The sequence below is a fragment of the Niabella hirudinis genome (genome assembly GCF_051201075.1).
In the GTDB taxonomy this organism is placed as follows: domain Bacteria; phylum Bacteroidota; class Bacteroidia; order Chitinophagales; family Chitinophagaceae; genus Niabella; species Niabella hirudinis.
The window spans coordinates 527,750-546,397 of sequence record NZ_JBPEHJ010000002.1; the positions used below are offsets into that span (position 1 = coordinate 527,750).

An 18,648-nucleotide genomic window follows, 5' to 3' on the forward strand; every position below is an offset into this window, starting at 1 on the left:
CATGAGATCCATCATTTTTGCTATTTTCCTGCTGCTTGCCAGTACCGTTTCCTACAGCCAAACAGGCAAGCTCACCGGACTGGTAACGGATTCTGTCAGCAATACGCCGCTGGAATCCGCCACAGTCACTATTTTCCGGAAGGACTCCGGTATGGTAACCTATAAGCTCACCGATAAAAACGGGAACTATTTATTGGAAAATCTGCCCACAACCGACTCGCTGCTGCTCGACATCAGCTATGTGGGATACCGTGCCCACCGGCAAACACTGCGCATCACGCGTTCAAAAACCGATACCGTAAACGCCGCTTTGTCTATCGGCTTTGATGAAAAAGATAATGTGACCGTAAATGCCGTGATCCCGGTAAAAATGGAAGGCGACACCCTCGTCATTAACCCGGCTGCATTTAAAATGAAACCTGATGCCGTTGCTGAAGAACTATTGACCCAGGTGCCCGGCGTGGTGGTTTGGTCCGATGGGTCCATTACGGTGAACGGCAGGCCGGTAAAGAACCTGCTGGTAGATGGTAAACAATTTATGGGCTCCTCCGACCCCAAAATAGCCACCCAAAACCTGCCCAAGACGGCCATTGATAAAATACAGCTATACCAGGAATACGATCGGTCAAAGATCGGGCAGCAGAAAACGGCGCAGGACTCGGTGCTTACCATGAACATCAAACTAAAAGAGGAAAGTAAAAAAGGCTATTTTGGTAAGGTAACCGCCGGTTATGGCACCGATGACAGATACGAAGGAAACATCTCCTACCAGGTATACGATAAAAAAAGAAGCCTGGGTATTGGAGGCGGCATTAACAATATCAATAAAAATATCGAAAACCTGCAGGAGCTGTTCCAGAACAATACCTACCGGACCTATAATCCCAACCTGGACAATGTGGGGCAATTTGGCGCCAGCGGGCTTAACCGCAACCATTCCATTGGCGCCGTGTATACCCAGGACTTCAATAAGGTTTTAAATTCAAGACAAAACAACCGTATTACCGTCAACTATAACAAATCGGGAACAGACGCCTATATCACAGAGCTGAATTTGCAAAACCGTACTACCGCAGATAACCCGCAGTTTGAGCGAAATGAAGGGGTACAAAACAATTGGGGAAGCAAACATGTATTTGGAGCCGACTATTCCAAAACAAGCAGCTACAATGACAATCTTCACCTGAACGGAAATGTGGAGCTAAACCAGAACCGGGGCAATAGCAACCGTTTTACGGAGGTGAGCGATACCTCCGGCCGGCTGCTGAGCACCAATGAGGCAAATACCGTTTCCCGGGGCCGGTCAGATGCGGAACGGCTTAACTTCAGCTATGCTAAATCCGACTGGCAGGAGCCGCTGAAAAATTTTAATATCCGGTTAGATGGCAGCAATAATAATTCAACATCCGAAAGAGATGTAACCAGCCGTTTTAATTCCTTTACCGATACGGGGAAAGATACCACCTACAACCGTCATTATAAAAACGATAATAACAGCATCAACCTATCGGGTAACTTTGATTATAATGGGTTCAAACGGTTGGTGCTGGGGCGCTTCAACTTTTTTGGTATTGACCTGAATCTTTCGCAGGGATTCAACTACATTAAGCAAACAAACCGGGCCTATGTGTCGGATTTTGACAGCACAAGCCGGCAGCTCGTTACCAACTCCCGGCTTACCAATTCCAACACCAAAGAACTGCTGAGCTACTCTCCCCGCCTAAACCTCAGCAAAAGCTTTTTTAAATGGAGTGAGCGAATGAATCGTTCGGTCAATTTTAATGTACAACTGATTGACGATCTGAAATCCGAACGCAACCAATCTTCCATCGCCGAGCGCAACCTTAACCGGTCCTTCCAGTTTTTAAGGTATGAAGGAAATATCGGTTATAACTATTCAAAAAACAATCAATTCCGGACCTATTCAAACCTCTCGTACAGGAAGAACTTCAGCTATCCCTCCATTGATCAGCTGTATACGATTACGGATGACATCAACGCCTATTCGATACGGTATGGAAATCCCGGCCTCAGAAACGCCACTACCCACTCGCTGGGCCTTAACGCCAACTTCAATACTGAAAAGCAAAACGCCCTTTATTCTATCAATGGCGGGCTTTATGGCAGCTACCAGCAAACACTGGATCCCGTAGCGGACAGCGTGATTAATGACAAAAAATCCGGAAAGCGGTTTTATTATATTATAAATGTGGATAAAAGCGCTGATGCTAACCTGAGTTATAATTTCAATATCTCCCGCAAGCTGGGCAAAAGCGCCCTGCAGCTGCGGTACAACGGTTACCAGAACTATTCGGCCTCGCCCAACTATATCGATGGCCTGTATACCAATAGCAGTAACAATTCCATCAGCAATAATTTTAACCTACAATTTTCGCTGCGCACCCTGCTGGTACTCAACATCGGCGAGTCGTTTCAAACCAACCGGTCAACCCAAACCGCCAACGGACTTTCTTCCTTTAAAAACAACGGCAATACCACAAAATTTGGCGCCACGTTCAATCTTCCAAAGAGCATCACCCTCAGTAGCACGTTTAACGTTACCAATAACACAGGGTTGAATAAAACGATGCATTTGTGGAATGCCTTTGCCAGCTACCGGTTTATGAAGCAGCAGGCCGAGCTGAAGTTTTCGGCGATGGATATGCTGAAGGAATACCAAAACATCAGCAACAATGTAAATATTGATGGCACGTCCACACGCATCACCAATAGTCTGCAGCAGTACTTCCTGATTAGTTTTTCCTATTACCCGCGTAAGTTTGGAAAGACCGCCTTAAAACAAAGGACAAGGGAGCAGGTTTGGTAACCATTGCAAATAAGAAACTATCTCTATATTTGCCCCATTATTATATTCGGTGATGGTCTGCTTATTCAGAACGGCTTTTCTTATTTTTTTTATCGTCTTTTCGCTCCCGGTTTTTTCGCAAACCCGGCGTCAGTTTACCATTCTTTCCGAAAACGATGGCTATATTTCTGTAAACAATGATGGCTACTATACCAATGGCCTCCAGGTTGCTTATCAGTGGAGGCGCAGCCCGGTGGACACCCTGCATCGCGAAAAAGTGAATATGTTCCAGCTGGGTCAGCTCATTTATACGGCTCAGTTTGCAGGTGAAGCGGGGCTCGACCGGCCGATTACCGGCTACCTCTACGGCGATTTTCATCAGAAAATATTCAGCCGCCGGAACCACCTGCTCAAATGGGGTATTGGCATGGGATTGATTGGGCCGCCTGCACTGGGCAAACAGGTACAGGAACGGGTGCACCAGGTAATGCAGATCTACAAGCCCAAAAACTGGGACAAGCAACTCCGGGCCGGCTGGGGTCTGGTGGCCGATGTGGCCTGGTCGCCCCAGGTAGGAAAGCATGCCTCACTCTTCGACTTCAAGCCCCTGCTGGCCGCTACCGCCGGCAATATCTTTACCCATGCTACGGTGGGATCCGCCCTGTTATTCGGCCGGCACAATCCCAATAATACGACCGTGTTCTGGAACAATCATGCCGGAAGCTCTAAAAAAGACCGGGAATACTTTGTTTATGCCTTCCCCACCGTATCGCTCAAAGCCTATGATGCTACGGTACAGGGGAGTATGTTTAAGCAAGAGCAGGAACCTGTTGAAGGCCGGCTGAATCCTGTTTTTTTTCAGAGCCGCATGGGAGCTATGTATTCGGGTAATAAAATTTCGCTGGGTGCCGCAGCTGTTTATGAAAGCCGGCAATCGCTTACCCAACGCTCCGCACAGTGGTATGGCAGTTTACAGGTAGGGTTTATGTGGTAGGCAACGAAATATAAAATGTAAAATATCCAATATTAAATGTAAAAGTATTGAGCCGTTTCATACGAAACGAATATGGAGCACATCTACCACTTCTACATTCAATATTTTTCATTCATTATTCTTCATTCCCCCTGATCGCCTCGCCTTTTTTCATCTTCTCCAGGATCTGCGGCCAGGAGGCGGCAAACCTTGCCTTTTCTTTTTTGCTTTCTTCTATTGCAAGGGTTTCATAATGGATGGCCTCATCTTTCTTACCGGATAAATAAAGCAGCTGTGCATATACATGCTGGTTTACAACACCCGGCGCCAGGGCTACGCTTTTACCCGCCCAGGCAAGGGCATTGCTGCGGTATCTGCCGGTAGAATCATTCCGGAAAAAAAAATCAGCCGCATCGGACAGCTGACGTGCATACACGCCTGGAGACACTGTTTTTACCGCCTTTGCCGTTGACATTTTTTGCAGGGTTTCAGGAAGTTCTTCCTCTGCAGATTTAGCCGATGTATCCTTTGCTGTTTCGGTTAATACAAACCGAAGGTATTCGTCAAAAAAGGGCGCTGCCACATCAAGGTACCGGGGTATATTTTTGGTACGCCGGTAGTAGGACATCATCACCGTCCTTTGTGCGTATAAACTTCCGGCTACATCATTATAGGTAGCTGCAAAATTCCGGGCAATGCGTTCGGCAAATGCTTCGTCTCCTGTTTCGGCGGCTATTTTTAACGACTTACTCATAATCCGGCTGTTAATTTCAATGCGTTCATTAACCGGTATCCCAAACCATGCATCCTTATATAGCTGGCTGCGCACGAGGATGTCAAAAGCCCTGGATTCATAGGTTGGCGCCTGTTTTGCTAAAAACCGGAGCACAGGAATCGTATTTATAGAATCTTTGGGAATGAGGCCCATATATTCCGTCAGCAACAGGCGGGTATCCTGCTCCAGCCTGGTTTTAGCAGTAATCAGCTGCTCCAGGTCTTTTATATTTTTAAGCCCCTGCCTGAAGTAGCTCTTTTCCTTTTCCCGTAATACGGCAATGCTCTTTTGCCGCTCCAGCGCCTCGTTAATAATTACATCTGCCGTTACCGGCGCCCCATAGGGTACGGCGTACACAAGATCATTCTCCTGATCTATAAACAGGATTCCCAGGGGCATTTCCAAATTAAACAACCGGCGCAGATGTTCCCGGTCTTCGCCTGCCGCCGCTACCTGTACAGGTATAAATTGCCGGGCTATCCGTTCCTTTATCTGCGCTGATCCCAGGTGTTTGTGCAGGGCTTCATTGCAGCTTTCGCAATCAACTGACGGGTATAATACACAAATCAGCTTATCTTCCCGGGCAGCCCTGTTCAGCGCGGTCTTATAGGATATATTTAAAAACGGGGATTGCCCATGAAGCGCCATTGTAAAAAAAGCCAATGCTACCAGCAGTACCGCAGATTTCATTCGTAAACGTTTGTTTTATTATCGGCGCAGCTGCACAAAATTTACCGGTTGCCTTCTGTATGCCTTCACATTCCGGTTATGTGCGTCCGTGGCGGGGTTCCATTTTGGAGAGGCCTTAATGATATCCAATGCAATTTTGTCAAATGCCGGGTGAAACGGAACGCTGGTAAACGCCTCTTCAACCTGGCCCTCTTCATTTATGATAAAGTCCACCACCACTATGGCCCTATCAGAGTTTTCTATCTTATAATCGCGAGGCATTATGAGGCGGGATATAAGATAGTTTTGCCAGGCGCCCTTATCACCGGGAAAAGAAGCATCTCTGGCCGTATTGCTGGTATCGCTGAGGGGCGTTCCCTCCCTGGAAAAATATTGCCGCTTTACCAATGCCCCATTGTTATAATCTTCTACCGAACTCTTTGTGCCGTTTTGACGATAATAGATCCAGGTTCCGTCTTGTTTTGCCCCGGCGCCTAGCTTACCCGTGGAAGAAATTTTTCCATCCGCGAAGCGGGAAAGACGGGCACCGCTTCCATCCGGGTTTATTACAAGCGAATCGATCAGCTGCCCGGCGCTGTTCCACTTCAGCGATGTACCAATAACCCGGTCAGCCTTAAACACCGATGAGTCGGTCAGTTGCTGGTTCCGGGAAAACCCTAACCACAATCCTTCCTTTTTGTTATTCAAATACCTGCCGGTACCCTGAACATCACCATCGGGATGAAAAAAGGTAAAATATCCGTTTTTGATCTTGCAGTCTTCATCAGCATAGAGCCCCTTCATCTGTAGCTTTTTCTCGCTGATATAGTAATCTTTCCGGTTCCAGCCGGAATCGGCTTTTTGAATTAAACTGTAGTAGCGGGCATTTGCCGGGGGGCATTCTTTCCATTGATAGTCAAAAAATTTTTCAATCCTTTGGGCATTGGAAACCGAGGCAGTCATCAGTGCAAGCAGCAGGAATAGTATGGATTTCATAAATCGGGGATTATATACAGACCCAATTTACCGGTTTTTTGTGAAACATCGAGCATAAAAATGGCCCCAACCTGAAACTTGAAACTTGAAACTGTTACTCCTGTTTTGCCAGCTTCTCCGAATTCTCGGCAAACTGCAGCTGATCAATAAATTCCTGAATCTCTCCGTTCATAAAAGCATCCAGGTTGTAGGAGGTCAGGTTAATCCGGTGGTCCGTAACCCTTCCCTGCGGATAGTTGTAGGTTCTTATTTTTGCGCTGCGGTCGCCGGAGCTTACAAGGCTTTTGCGATGGCGGGAGATTTCCTCCTCCTGTTTACGCACCTGCTCTTCATATAGTTTGGTACGCAGCATCTGCATAGCTTTTTCACGGTTGCCCAGCTGGGTACGCTCCGTTTGGCAGATCACCACGGTGCCTGTTGGAAGGTGGGTCAGCATTACCTTGGTTTCCACCTTGTTTACGTTTTGCCCGCCGGCCCCGCCACTTCGGGCCGTTTCCATTTTTACTTCGCTTTCCCGCAGTTCAAAATCGATCTCTTCTGCCTCGGGCATCACCGCCACGGTAGCGGCAGAGGTATGCACCCGCCCCTGTGTTTCCGTATCCGGAACACGTTGTACGCGATGCACGCCGCTTTCAAACTTCATGGTGCCATAAACATCATCTCCCGTTACCTCCAGTTGTACCTCCTTATAGCCGCCCACGGTTCCTTCACTTTCACTAAGCACGGCGGTTTTAAATCCATGCCGCTCACAATATTTTATATACATCCGCAACAGGTCGCCCGCAAAAAGGCTGGCTTCATCGCCCCCGGTGCCGGCACGTATTTCCATGATCACATCCTTGCCATCCTGCGGGTCTTTGGGAATCAGCAGCTGGCGTATATGCGCCTCCATCTGTTCTTTACGCTCCTCCAGCCCGGCCACCTCTTCTTTTGCCAGCTCCCGCAATTCCTCGTCATCGCCATTCAGCGCCTCTCTATTAAAATCCAGGTCATCCAGCAGGCTTTTATAGGCATTATAGGCTATAACAATCTTCTCCAGGCTCCGGTATTCTTTACTGGTTGCCGCAAATTTTTTATTGTTCCCTACAATCTCCGGGTTGGTTAGCGCTATACCCAGCTGGTCGTATTTTGCCTTTATGGCTTCCAGTTTATCTAACATCAAAAATTTTATTTTGGATCAACAGGGCGCAAAGGTACACAATTTGACTCCGATAATCATCGGGAGAAAATGTGGAAATTTGAATAGCCAATGGTCAATAGGGTGCATCAATGTCACTTCCTTAAGCCTTGAAACGAAGTCGTGACAGGAAAAAAACTAAAGAAACGGTATTGCATGGTGAACAGGAAATACCCGCCCGGCAGAACAGACGGCGGTCAATTGAGTATGAAACCAATCGAACGTTCTGCATTCAGCATTCAGCGTTAAGCATTCAGCCTATCTTTGAAGCATGTACAGAAAAATAAAGCCCGAACAGTTATTTGACGGTTACCGTTTGCACAGGGAAAAAGTACTGGTGCTGACCAGCAATGGCACCGTAGTGGATGTAGTGGATGCCGCCAGCGCGGGTGACGATGCAGAGCCCCTGGAGGGCATCCTGAGCCCTGGCTTTATCAATTGCCACTGCCACCTGGAACTAAGCCATTTGAAAGGGGTAATAGAGGAGCACACAGGGTTGCTAAAATTTGTAAACCAAATCGTTAGCAAAAGATATACTCATCCCGAACTAATCGCGCCCGCCATTGAAAAAGCCGAGACCGAAATGATAAAAAACGGTATCGTGGCGGTTGGCGACATCTGTAATACCACGGATACCCTTTTTCAAAAAGAAAAAGGGCAACTCTATTACCACAATTTTGTAGAGGTGATCGGTTTTGAACCGGCACAGGCGCAACAGCATTTTGATGCCTACAAAACCGTTTATGACGGTTATTGCCAAAAATTTGATGCCCGGCAGGTGTCCCTTACACCTCATGCGCCTTATTCGGTGGCAACACCGCTCTGGCATCTATTGGATGGCTTTGAGGGCAACCATCTTTTAAGCATCCACAACCAGGAAACACCAGAGGAAACCGAATGGTTTTTAACCGGCACCGGTGGCTTTAAAGCCCTGTACGAGCGTTTGCAGCTACAGCAGGCTCCCATTGTACCACAGGGAAAAACCAGCATCCAGACTTATGGCGCCTATCTTACCCGGAGACGACAGCTGCTTTTTATTCACAATGTATTTACCACGGCGGAGGATCTGCTGTATACGCAAAACCGCTTCCCGGATGCCTGCTGGTGGTGCCTTTGCCCTAATGCCAACTATTATATCAGCAACCGCATGCCCGATATACCGATGCTGATGGAGCAAAAAGCCAATTTGGTGCTGGGCACCGATAGCCTGGCCTCTAACTATGGACTAAGTATCTGGGATGAGATCCGCCGGATCCGGGAATACTACCCGCAGATTCCGGTGGAGGAACTGCTATCCTGGGCAACGATCAACGGGGCAATAGCGTTGCAGATCAGCGACCGCTACGGCAGCTTTGAAAAAGGGAAACAGCCCGGGTTGGTCCAGATCGTAAATAATACAGCCGCCCGGTTTTATTAGTACTTACTATCAGGCATTTTTTATCGAATCCTTTATACGGTATTTTGCTTTACTTTCAGCGGGCTTACGATTATTCAGCAATGTCTGTTTAGCTCATAATTGCCCGCAGCACCGGCAGGGTGCGCAGTTTTCCAAACTCCGGCAGGTGCAGGGAGTAATAAATCTCCATAAGATCCAGCACGCGGTTCCGTTTGAGCGAAGAGATCTGTAAGCGTTGCAATTCAACGGGCTGCCTTGTTTGCAGCAGTTCTATAATCAGCAGGGCGGCTTCCGTGTCGGCATAATGATAATGGTCGGGGGGCGTGTCTCTGAATTCACCGCTCTGCAGATCCAGCAAAAGATGGGGAGCGTCCATCATCTTTGCAGGAGGTACCCCTGGCGAAAAACCCAGGATGCTGCACAGGTGAACGGCAAAAAAAACAGGAAAATTAGCGGTAACCGTAGCACCGGCTTCATCCAGCGCCAGCAAGCCATCCTCCAGGAAACCAAAAAGGTCGTCATTGGCCTCCGGCTGCCGGAGCGTTTTATGCAATAGCTCGATCATGAACAGCGCCACCCCGTTTTTGAGTACATTACTAAAAAGCTGCTGATAGATAACAGCAAATTTGAATTCCCGGATCCGGTTTAGTGTTCTTAATTCGTTATGATACACCACCATATCCAAAAGCGCGGCCGGCTGAAAAAATACCGCCTTATTACCACTCTTTTTACCCCCGGATCTAACGCCATTTACCAGGTAGGACTGCAGGCCCAGCTTATCTGTATATACGGTAACGATCAGGCTCGTTTCGCCGTATTTTGACGTTTTAAGAACAACCCCCCTTACTTTATGTAGAATATCTGCCAAATTTTTTGCTTAAGCGCAAGGTAGGTTTTTTGTAAATAATGGCCATTTACCGCTCAATGGTTAGTTTTGCAGCTCTATTTTTAAAGTATATCTAAATTTATGTGGAAACAGTCCGGCAGTTTTATTCTTAAATACCGATTCATTTTTTTGATTTTGCTGGCCCTTGTAACGGCCGTTTCGGGATTCTGGGCCAGTAAAGTGGGATTGAGCTATGAGTTTTCCAAAGCGATCCCTACCAACCACCCGGTCAATATCGCTTACCAGGAATTTAAGAAAAAATATGGCGAAGATGGCAACCTGCTGGTGGCAGGCATCCGGACAGAGCAATTGTTTTCAGAAAAAGTCTTCGCCTCCTACCTCCGGCTCCAGGCTGGTTTAAAAAAAATTCCGGGTGTGGAGGATGTCATCAGCGTGCCAACCGCCATTAACCTGGTTAAAGACGCAGCAACCGAAAAACTGGCTGTAAAAAAAATATTTCCTGAGGGTACTTTAAGCCAGGCACAGATTGATACCGGTGCTGCCCTTTTCAAAAAGCTTCCCTTTTACCAGGGTTTGCTATACAATCCTCAAACCCATGCTTACCTGATGGGGCTGCGGATGAACAAACAAGTGATCAACTCTGCAAAAAGGGACGCCGCTATTGCAGCGGTAAAAGCGCAAACGGCTCTTTTTTCGGAAGCCACGGGTATCGATGTTAAGCTAAGCGGGTTACCCTATATCCGAACGGTACTGGCAGCGCGTATTGCCCACGAAATGCAATATTTTCTGGTGGCGTCCATTGTACTCTCGGCCATCATTCTCCTGCTTTTCTTCCGCTCCTTCAGCGCTATGCTGCTTTCACTTTCTGTAGTACTCATTGGGGTATTGTTCAGTTTGGGCACCATGCATCTGCTGGGCTACAGCATTACACTGCTTACAGCATTGATTCCCCCGCTTATTGTGGTAATCGGAATCCCCAACTGTATTTATTTTCTGAATAAATTCCATACCAGCTGGAATGAGCTTACAGAGGGGCTTACCGATGCGGAAGTACAGGCCGGTAAAGCAGCACTGAAAAAGAAAGCGATTGAAAACATGGTGGGCAAAATGGGCATTGTGACCCTGTTCTGTAATCTGGCTGCGGCCGTGGGCTTTGCGGTATTTGCCCTTACAAAAAGTGAGATCCTGCAGGAATTTGGCGTTGTTGCAGGCGCCAACATCATGCTGCTTTTCTTTATTTCGCTTGTGCTGATCCCTGCGGTGCTCAGCTTACTGCCGGCGCCAAAAGCCAAACACACCCGCTATTTGTTTAATCCCCGCGTTAACCGCTGGCTAAGCCGGCTGGAGCGCTGGTCCATCAACCATCGCAAGCTGGTGTATATTGTAACGCTCCTGGTAATCGGTATTACTACCATTGGCATCTTCCGGCTAAAGAGCGATGCGCACATGGTGGATGATGTGCCGCACAATGATAAAATTTATACCGATCTTAAATTCTTTGAAAATAATTTCAAAGGAGTAATGCCATTGGAGATTCTTGTAGATACAAAGAAAAAAATGGGCGTTACCCGCAACTTTAATAACCTGGCCCGGATCGATTCCCTGGTGCAATACCTGGCTTCAAAACCTGAAATTGCCCGTCCGCTAAGCATTACGGAAGGACTAAAATTTGCCAAACAGGCATTTTATGAGGGCGATCCTTCCAACTATTCCATGCCCTCGGAGTTTGAACTGCCGGGGCTGGCGCAATACCTGAATATGGGCCGGGATTCCGGTGGTACATCCGGTTCCTCTTTTAGCCGGTTGCTTTCCAGTTTTATGGACAGCGCCCGCCAGGAGGCCCGCATCAGCGTAAATATGGCGGATGTGGGATCGCACCGGTTGCCGGATCTCATGAACGACATCCGTACGCGCATCAACCAGCTTTTCCCCGAAAAGGATTATACAGTAAAACTTACCGGTACGTCCATTACCTTCCTTGAAGGGGGCCGGTTTATCATCAATGGATTAAAGGAAAGCATTTTTTGGGCGTTCCTGCTCATTGCGCTTTGCATGCTGTACCTGTTTAAATCGCTGCGCATCCTGCTTTGCTCACTGATCCCTAATATTATTCCGCTGGTGATCACCGCCGGCGTTATGGGCTGGGCAGGTGTGCCCTTAAAGCCCAGCACAGTTCTCATTTTTAGCGTGGCACTGGGAATCGCTATTGACATCACCATCCGGTTTCTTGTTAACTATAAACAGGAGTTGCCGCTGTACCAGCACAACATATCGGCCACCGTGGCGCAAACCATTCATAGCACAGGCATCAGTATTTTATATACCTCGATCGTGCTTATTGCCGGTTTTATTATTTTCTGTTTCAGCAATTTTGGCGGCACCCAGGCCCTGGGCTGGCTTACCTCCCTTACGCTGATCACGGCCACGTTTACAAATCTGATCTTATTGCCGGCGCTGCTGATCAGCTTTTCAAAGAAAAAAGAAAATAGAGCGGGATGATGCCCCACGAATTATGTACGCCGGAAGACCCTTCTGTGTCAGTCTTGTAATCAGGAATTTTGTAATCAGATGGGTTGATTACAATTGGGTTGATTACAGATCTGTAATCAACCCAGCCGGACTTTTCAGCCTGATTACAAATTTTTAAGGCTGCCGATTTCATTGTCGTAGTAAGCCGCCAGGCCTAAAGCCGCAGCCAAAATAAATTCCGGCCAGTTATCCCCCGCGTTGCTATAGCATCATTTTTCCCAGGCATACCGCTTCAGCGCCGGGCCGGGCAACCTGGGAGCCATTTGCAAGCTCCCCCCACACACACACTGGTCTCCGTTTCTTTAAAAAAAATACATGTTAAACCTGACAATAAAAAAGAGGCGGTCCTTTTGAAGACCGCCTCTTTTTTTATCTTTTATGCAGTAATGCTTATTTCGCTGCAGGTTTTGCTGCGGGCTTCGCTGCAGGTTTTGCTGCGCCGCCGGCAGCCGGAGCACCGGCAGGCTTAATACCCAGCTTTTCAGCAATAGCCATTGTAAGATCATCAGCAGGAGGCATTACAAGGAACGCGCCGGGCTGCAACACATACGTATAGCCTTTTTCTTTTGCTACGGCATTCAAAGCATCCTGTGCTTTTTTAACCAGGGGGCCAAACAATTCGGCCTGCTTAGCCTGGTTGCGCTGGGTTGCATATTCCTGCCAGCCCTGGAGTGTACGTTGTAAAGTACCTACTTCTTTTTCCAAAGTGGCTTTTACGGAAGGCGAAGTAGCTTTTTTCATAGCACTGTCCTTATCTACAAACTCTTTGTACAATTGTTCGTATTCCCCACCAATAGAATCCTGCTGAAATTTTTGCAGCTCCTGTTGTTTGCCCTGAAATTCGGGTAAGTTAGCAATAAGCGCATCCAGGTCGGCTGTCCCGATTTTTTGTGCAGAAACCGCAGAACCGGAAGCGATGATCATACCAAGCGCCAGCGCAAGAAATTTTATACGTTTCATTTAAATTTTTTTGTTTGCCCGTTCGCCATAGCAGCGTTAGGACAGGTTTTTTAAGTTTATTTTTATGATTGATTTTGTTTCAGAAATGCTGACGTTCTTTTTACTTTACCGAAAGTAATTTCAATACATCATCACTCTTGTCCAATTTCGGGTCGGCAAATATAATGGATTTCCCCTCACTTTTATCCAAAACCAGGTCGTAGCCTCTTTCGATCACAAGTTTTTGAACCGCACGGTTCACCTTTTCCTGCAGGGGCGCCATCAGCTCCTGGCGTTTCTTAAATAAATCGCCCTCAAAACCAAAGCGTTGCTTTTGTATATCCCGCAGCTCCCGTTCTTTTTTAAAGAGATCATCTTCCTTTTTTCTCCGGGCTTCGGCGCTTAGCATGGTTTGCTGCGAGTCATAATCGTCATACGCTTTATCAAGCGCTTCCTGCTTCAGGTCAATTTCTTTTTGCCAGGTAGCTGCCGTATTATTGATGGTGCCCTGTACTTGTTTATACTCTGGCATTCTATCAAATATATAGCGGGTGTCGATGATGACATATTTTTGGGCCATTGCCGCAGATGCTGAGAACAAAAGCCCCATTGCCAGTACCACTAATTGTTTCATCTGTTTATGTTTTTGTAATTGGTAGATGCAAAATGTGATCAAAAGGTTTACTCCGGTTCAAATCCAAGCATAAAGGTGAATTTGCCGGCATTCTTCAGACCCTGGCCGGGCACCAGCCGGTCGATACCAATACCATAGTCGAACCCGAGCAGTCCAAACATCGGCAGGTAAAAACGCATGCCTAAACCTACGCTGCGGCGCAATTTAAAAGGATTATATTCCTTATAATCGTGCCAGCCATTAGCTGCTTCAAAAAAGGCGAGGCCATAAATGGTGCTTCCGGGGTTGGTTACCAGCGGGTAACGCAGTTCTGCCTGGTATTTGTTAAAAATAATAAACATGTTGCGGGTATCACCACCGCTTCCGTTATCCGGGTTTACGGTAGGATCCGAGCTGTTATAGATCGGGTAACCCCGCTGGGCAATGATATCAAAACCAGTTAAAGAATAGGTATTGCTCATGCCGGCATCACCCAACTGGAAGCGCTCAAAGGGAGAGTAGTTCAGGTTTTTATTATACCGGCCCATAAAACCGTACTTAGCCGCAAGCTTCAGCACAAATTGCCGGTTCTTGTCTTCACCCTTGGGGCGGCCCAGCGGTACATACCATTGTGCGCCAAAACGCCATTTATGGTATTCCACGTTTTTATACTGAGCCGAGTCTGCCATCACCAGGGAAGATTTGAAGGCCGAGTAAGGCGGTGTGGCCTGCACGCTGGCAGTAAGTTCACTACCGCTCCGGGGGAATATCGGATCCGATACCGAGGAACGGCTGAGGCTCAGCTTAAAGCTCAGGTTGTTTGATACCCCGTCATTAAAAGGAAGCCCATACTGATACCCCATCTTTTTTACCTTATACCGGGTGTAGGCAACCGTATAACCGATGGTGAAATAGTCATCCGGCCATTTCAATACTTTACCCAGTCCCACACTGATCCCGTTAACGGTAAGGGAAGTATCTTTTGAGAACCGGTATCCGCCACTGCGGTAAGGGTCATAGAAAGACGCGTTATACTTGGTATTGTTGTAACCCAGTGTTAATGAGGTCCGTTTCTTTCCGCCCAGCCAGGGTTCGGTAAAGGAGAAGTTATAGGACCGGTACACCCGGCCATTTGATTGTACACGAAGGCTCAGTTTTTGCCCATCGCCCACCGGCAACGGATCCCAGGCTTCTTTTCTCCAGATGTTTTTAATGGAGAAGTTATTAAAGGTTACCCCCAATGTTCCGGTAAGACCGATACCGCCGCCCCATCCGGCCGAAAGCTCCAGCTGATCGGAGGATTTCTCTTTCAGCTTCCAGTTAATATCTACCGTACCATCGGCCTGGTTAGGTACCGGCTGCGGGTTAATGGATTCCTGCTCAAAGTAGTTGAGGGTGTTTAGTTCGCGGATGGAACGCATCAGGTCTGTACGGCTAAACAGTTCGCCCGGCACGGTTCGCAGTTCTCTGCGGATTACATGGTCCTTGGTGCGCTCATTGCCCATGATTATCACGTTCTTGATCCGTGCAATAGGCCCTTCCTGGATCCGGATCTCATGATCGATGGTATCATTGTAAATACGGGTTTCTACCGGCGTTACATTAAAAAACAGGTACCCCTCATCATTATACAGTGTGGTAATATCGTAAACATCCTGGCTCGGCTCCAGTCCTAATTTTTTATTCAATATGCTGGCGTCATATACATCGCCTTTGTTGATGCCCAGTATCCCGTTCAGCAGGGTATCCGAAAATTTGGAGTTTCCCTTCCAGGTTACACCTCCAAAATAATATTTATGCCCCTCATTTACTTTAAGATCCACATACATACGGTTGTTCTGGATCACCTGGGTGTCGGCAATGATCTGCGCATCGCGGTAACCCCTTGCGTTAAAGTATTTGAGTACCTTGTCTTTATCCTCTGCGTATTTTTTATTATTAAATTTTGAGGAGCTAAAGAATTTAAACCGGAAATAAGGATCCAGCACCTTCAGTGTTTTTGTTCCGGTAAGAAAGCCCCATTCGTCCATATATTCGTTAAAGCTGTAAACCTGCCGCGGGCCATAAGGGCTTACATATTTTGAAGAATACAGCGACATACGGGTTCGCTCCTTGGTGCCCTTCATCTGTTTTTTCAGCTTAGTGGCATCCACGCTCTCATTGCCAAAAAAGTTCACCTCGTCAATTTTTACTTTCTTGCCCTTATTGATTTTGATGGTAAGAAATGTGGAATTGGGGTAAACGGGGTCTTTGGACTCGTCAAGGTTCGTTACCACATCATAATAGCCCTTATCTTCAAAATAGGTTTTTACTACCTGGTATATATTCTGGCGAATCCCTTCTGAGAGAATGCGTTGTTTTACAAGCCCTATCTTCTTAGACAGTTCTTCAATTTCGGTTTTTTTAACCCCTTCAAATTTATAATTTCCCAGTCGGGGGCGTTCGGTAACCGCAATTTCAATGCTCACCTTTTCATTATCTACATGCGTCACATACACTTTTACATCGGCAAAAAGTTTCTGTTGCCAGAGGTTTTGGATTGCTCTCGAAAAAATGTCGGAACCGGGATACACAAACTGCTGCCCTTTTTGGAGGCCCGAAACGGATAACACGATAGAAGAGTCGAGATTGGCGGCTCCTTTTACTTTCAGATCCGCAATCACATACTCACGGGGTGCCGTAGATGCCAGAAATTCATGCAACCTGGGGTCAACAGAAGTAACCGGCGTGGTGTCTACCTGTGCAGAGGTATGATGTACCGCAAAAGTAAATATGGATAAAATACAAACTTTGTATATAAAAAAACGCATATAAGGGTTAATGTATTACGGTAATCAATTTTATTTTGCAAAGCAGGAAGCCCTTAGTTTCCCAAATCTGCTATCTGTTGCCAGCCCGGTACCCACGCACTTCATTCCTAATTGCGGCGGCAAATTAAGGGTAAAATTTGGAAACTGTATGTTAAAAAGAACCAGTATTTGCCCTTTTTGAGCGTTTTAGCAAACAAATAGGAAAGTATCATGTTAATTGGGCCGATGTTTTACCAAACCGTCTTTCCCTGTTTTGGTAATCGATAATGGCTTCATACAGGTTGTTCTTACGGAAATCGGGCCAGCGTACGTCCGTAAAATAAAGCTCCGCATAAGCCAGCTGGTACAATAAAAAATTGCTGATCCGGTATTCCCCTCCGGTACGGATCATAAGCTCAGGGTCCGGAAAATCGCTGGTGCAAAGGTGTTGCCTGAATACATCCTGGGTAATAGCTTCAACAGCCAACTGCCCGTTTTGCACATTGCGGGCGATCTGCTGCACCGCATTCAGCAGTTCCCAGCGGCCGCTATAGCTGAGGGCCATGATGAGGTTGAGCCCGGTATTGCCGGCCGTCATTTCCAGGGCTTCGCTGAGCTCCCTACGGGCATTTTCCGGCAACATCCGCATATCCCCGATTACGTGCAGCCGGATTTTATTCTTGTGCAGGACTTCTGCTTCCTTGCGTATAGTGGACACGAGCAATTCCATTAAGCCAACCACTTCATACTCAGGCCGGTCCCAGTTCTCTGTACTAAATGCGTATAGTGTAAGATATCCGATTCCCAGTCCGGCTGCAGCTTCCACAATGTCCCGCACACTTTCCACCCCGTGATAATGACCAAAAAGACGGTCCTGACCCTGCTCCTGCGCCCATCGCCCATTGCCATCCATGATAATGGCAATATGACGCGGCAGGCGGTCCTTATCTATTTTGTCTGTTAAATCTGACATAGAAGCTGCAAAGTAACGAAGAATTGTTCATAAGTATATGGTTCATAGTTCATGGCAGTTTCCATGAACTATGAACCATCAGCTATCAACTATATAAGATTATTTGCTGCCAGATATTCGGCCACCTGTACGGCGTTCGTAGCGGCTCCTTTGCGCAAATTGTCGCTTACCACCCAAAGGTTGAGGGTATTGGGCTGCGACTCATCCCTGCGGATCCGTCCTACAAAAACCTCGTCTTTTTCATGCGCATCCATCGGCATCGGGTAGTGCAGGTTGGCCAGGTCATCGGCTACCACCACGCCCGGCGCCGTTTCCAGCAGATGCCGCACTTCGGCCAGATCAAAGTCTTTTTCAAATTCAATGTTCACCGCTTCGCTGTGGCCGCCCATTACCGGAATACGAACGGTAGTTGCCGTTACCCGGATGGAATCGTCTCTCATGATTTTTTTGGTTTCATTCACCATTTTCATTTCTTCCTTGGTGTAGCCATTGTCAAGAAACACATCAATCTGGGGAATCACATTCAGGTCGATCGGGTATTTGTAGGCCATTTCATAACCTTCGCCACTACCGGCTACTTCTTTCTGGCGCTCTCCCCGAAGCTGGCTTACGGCCTTAACGCCGGTTCCGGTAACGCTTTGGTAAGTAGAAACCACAATACGCTGCGCATTGTAGGCCTTATGCAGCGGCGCCAGGGCCACTACCATCTGTATGGTGGAGCAGTTGGGATTGGCAATGATCTTATCGTTGCTGGTGAGCACATCCGCATTGATTTCGGGTACTACCAATGGTACTTTGGGGTCCATGCGCCAGGCCGATGAATTGTCGACCACCGTAATGCCGGCTGCGGCAAATTTTGGCGCCCATTCTGTAGAAGTGCTGCCACCTGCAGAAAACAGCGCCACATTAGGCTTTGCGGCAATAGCCGCTTCCATGTCTACTACTTTATATTTAGTGCCTTTAAACTCCACTTCCTTACCTACGCTCTTTGCGGACGCAACGGGGATCAGTTCCGATACGGGAAAATTTCTTTCGGCCAAGACCTGTAACATTTTGGTGCCCACCAAACCAGTGGCGCCTACAACGGCTACTCTCATTGTTGTTTTTACTGTTTATCGTTTAAAAAAAAACCTTCCGCTTGTACGGAAGGTCTGTTAAAAATTTAT

General features: G+C 47.3%; 13 protein-coding genes. 4 read left to right on the forward strand and 9 right to left on the reverse strand.

The genetic code is table 11. The features are described 5' to 3' along the window. The first annotated feature begins 1 nt into the window (after position 1). On the forward strand, positions 2–2,827 hold the full coding sequence (locus GGU45_RS05660) for a TonB-dependent receptor (RefSeq protein WP_435222798.1): 2,826 nt from the start codon (positions 2–4) through the stop codon (positions 2,825–2,827). Between the two features lie 52 nt (positions 2,828–2,879). Continuing rightward, complete coding sequence (locus tag GGU45_RS05665) at positions 2,880–3,800, forward strand: lipid A-modifier LpxR family protein (protein WP_435222800.1); 921 nt, start codon at positions 2,880–2,882, stop codon at positions 3,798–3,800. A gap of 115 nt (positions 3,801–3,915) precedes the next feature. On the opposite strand, the gene GGU45_RS05670 is transcribed toward GGU45_RS05665, so the two are convergent. The 3 genes from GGU45_RS05670 to prfA form a co-directional block, all read right to left on the reverse strand. Then, positions 3,916–5,244, reverse strand: a complete 1,329-nt coding sequence (locus tag GGU45_RS05670) for a hypothetical protein (protein ID WP_435222801.1) — start codon at positions 5,242–5,244, stop codon at positions 3,916–3,918. Positions 5,245–5,262: 18 nt separating this feature from the next. After that, positions 5,263–6,219 carry a hypothetical protein gene (locus tag GGU45_RS05675; RefSeq protein WP_435222803.1) on the reverse strand — a complete coding sequence of 319 codons (957 nt, stop codon included), beginning with the start codon at positions 6,217–6,219 and terminating at the stop codon, positions 5,263–5,265. A 94-nt stretch (positions 6,220–6,313) separates the two neighbouring features. Then, positions 6,314–7,378 carry a peptide chain release factor 1 gene (prfA, locus tag GGU45_RS05680; RefSeq protein ID WP_435222804.1) on the reverse strand — a complete coding sequence of 355 codons (1,065 nt, stop codon included), beginning with the start codon at positions 7,376–7,378 and terminating at the stop codon, positions 6,314–6,316. 289 nt (positions 7,379–7,667) lie between these two features. Between prfA and GGU45_RS05685 the strand changes: the two genes are divergently transcribed. Further along, a complete protein-coding gene (locus GGU45_RS05685; RefSeq protein ID WP_435222806.1) occupies positions 7,668–8,813 on the forward strand; it encodes an amidohydrolase family protein in 1,146 nt (381 codons plus the stop codon). Positions 8,814–8,901: 88 nt separating this feature from the next. Here GGU45_RS05685 and recO read toward each other — a convergent pair whose 3' ends face one another. Continuing rightward, a complete protein-coding gene (gene recO, locus GGU45_RS05690; protein ID WP_435222808.1) occupies positions 8,902–9,660 on the reverse strand; it encodes a DNA repair protein RecO in 759 nt (252 codons plus the stop codon). Positions 9,661–9,759: 99 nt separating this feature from the next. Between recO and GGU45_RS05695 the strand changes: the two genes are divergently transcribed. Then, positions 9,760–12,138, forward strand: a complete 2,379-nt coding sequence (locus GGU45_RS05695; protein WP_435222810.1) for an efflux RND transporter permease subunit — start codon at positions 9,760–9,762, stop codon at positions 12,136–12,138. A gap of 420 nt (positions 12,139–12,558) precedes the next feature. Here the strand turns inward: GGU45_RS05695 and GGU45_RS05700 are convergent, their stop codons facing one another. The 5 genes from GGU45_RS05700 to GGU45_RS05720 form a co-directional block, all read right to left on the reverse strand. Continuing rightward, positions 12,559–13,128 carry an OmpH/Skp family outer membrane protein gene (locus GGU45_RS05700; RefSeq protein ID WP_435222812.1) on the reverse strand — a complete coding sequence of 190 codons (570 nt, stop codon included), beginning with the start codon at positions 13,126–13,128 and terminating at the stop codon, positions 12,559–12,561. 100 nt (positions 13,129–13,228) lie between these two features. Continuing rightward, complete coding sequence (locus GGU45_RS05705) at positions 13,229–13,741, reverse strand: OmpH/Skp family outer membrane protein (protein WP_435222813.1); 513 nt, start codon at positions 13,739–13,741, stop codon at positions 13,229–13,231. 47 nt (positions 13,742–13,788) lie between these two features. After that, positions 13,789–16,530, reverse strand: coding sequence for a BamA/OMP85 family outer membrane protein (locus tag GGU45_RS05710; RefSeq protein WP_435222814.1), 2,742 nt, complete (start codon positions 16,528–16,530; stop codon positions 13,789–13,791). Between the two features lie 208 nt (positions 16,531–16,738). Beyond that, the gene (gene uppS / locus GGU45_RS05715; protein WP_435222816.1) at positions 16,739–17,482 is read right to left on the reverse strand and encodes an undecaprenyl pyrophosphate synthase; all 744 of its coding nucleotides are present in this window, start codon (positions 17,480–17,482) and stop codon (positions 16,739–16,741) included. An 89-nt stretch (positions 17,483–17,571) separates the two neighbouring features. Then, positions 17,572–18,579: an aspartate-semialdehyde dehydrogenase gene (locus tag GGU45_RS05720; RefSeq protein WP_435222818.1), complete on the reverse strand. Its 1,008-nt coding sequence runs from the start codon at positions 18,577–18,579 to the stop codon at positions 17,572–17,574. Between the last annotated feature and the right edge of the window lie 69 nt (positions 18,580–18,648).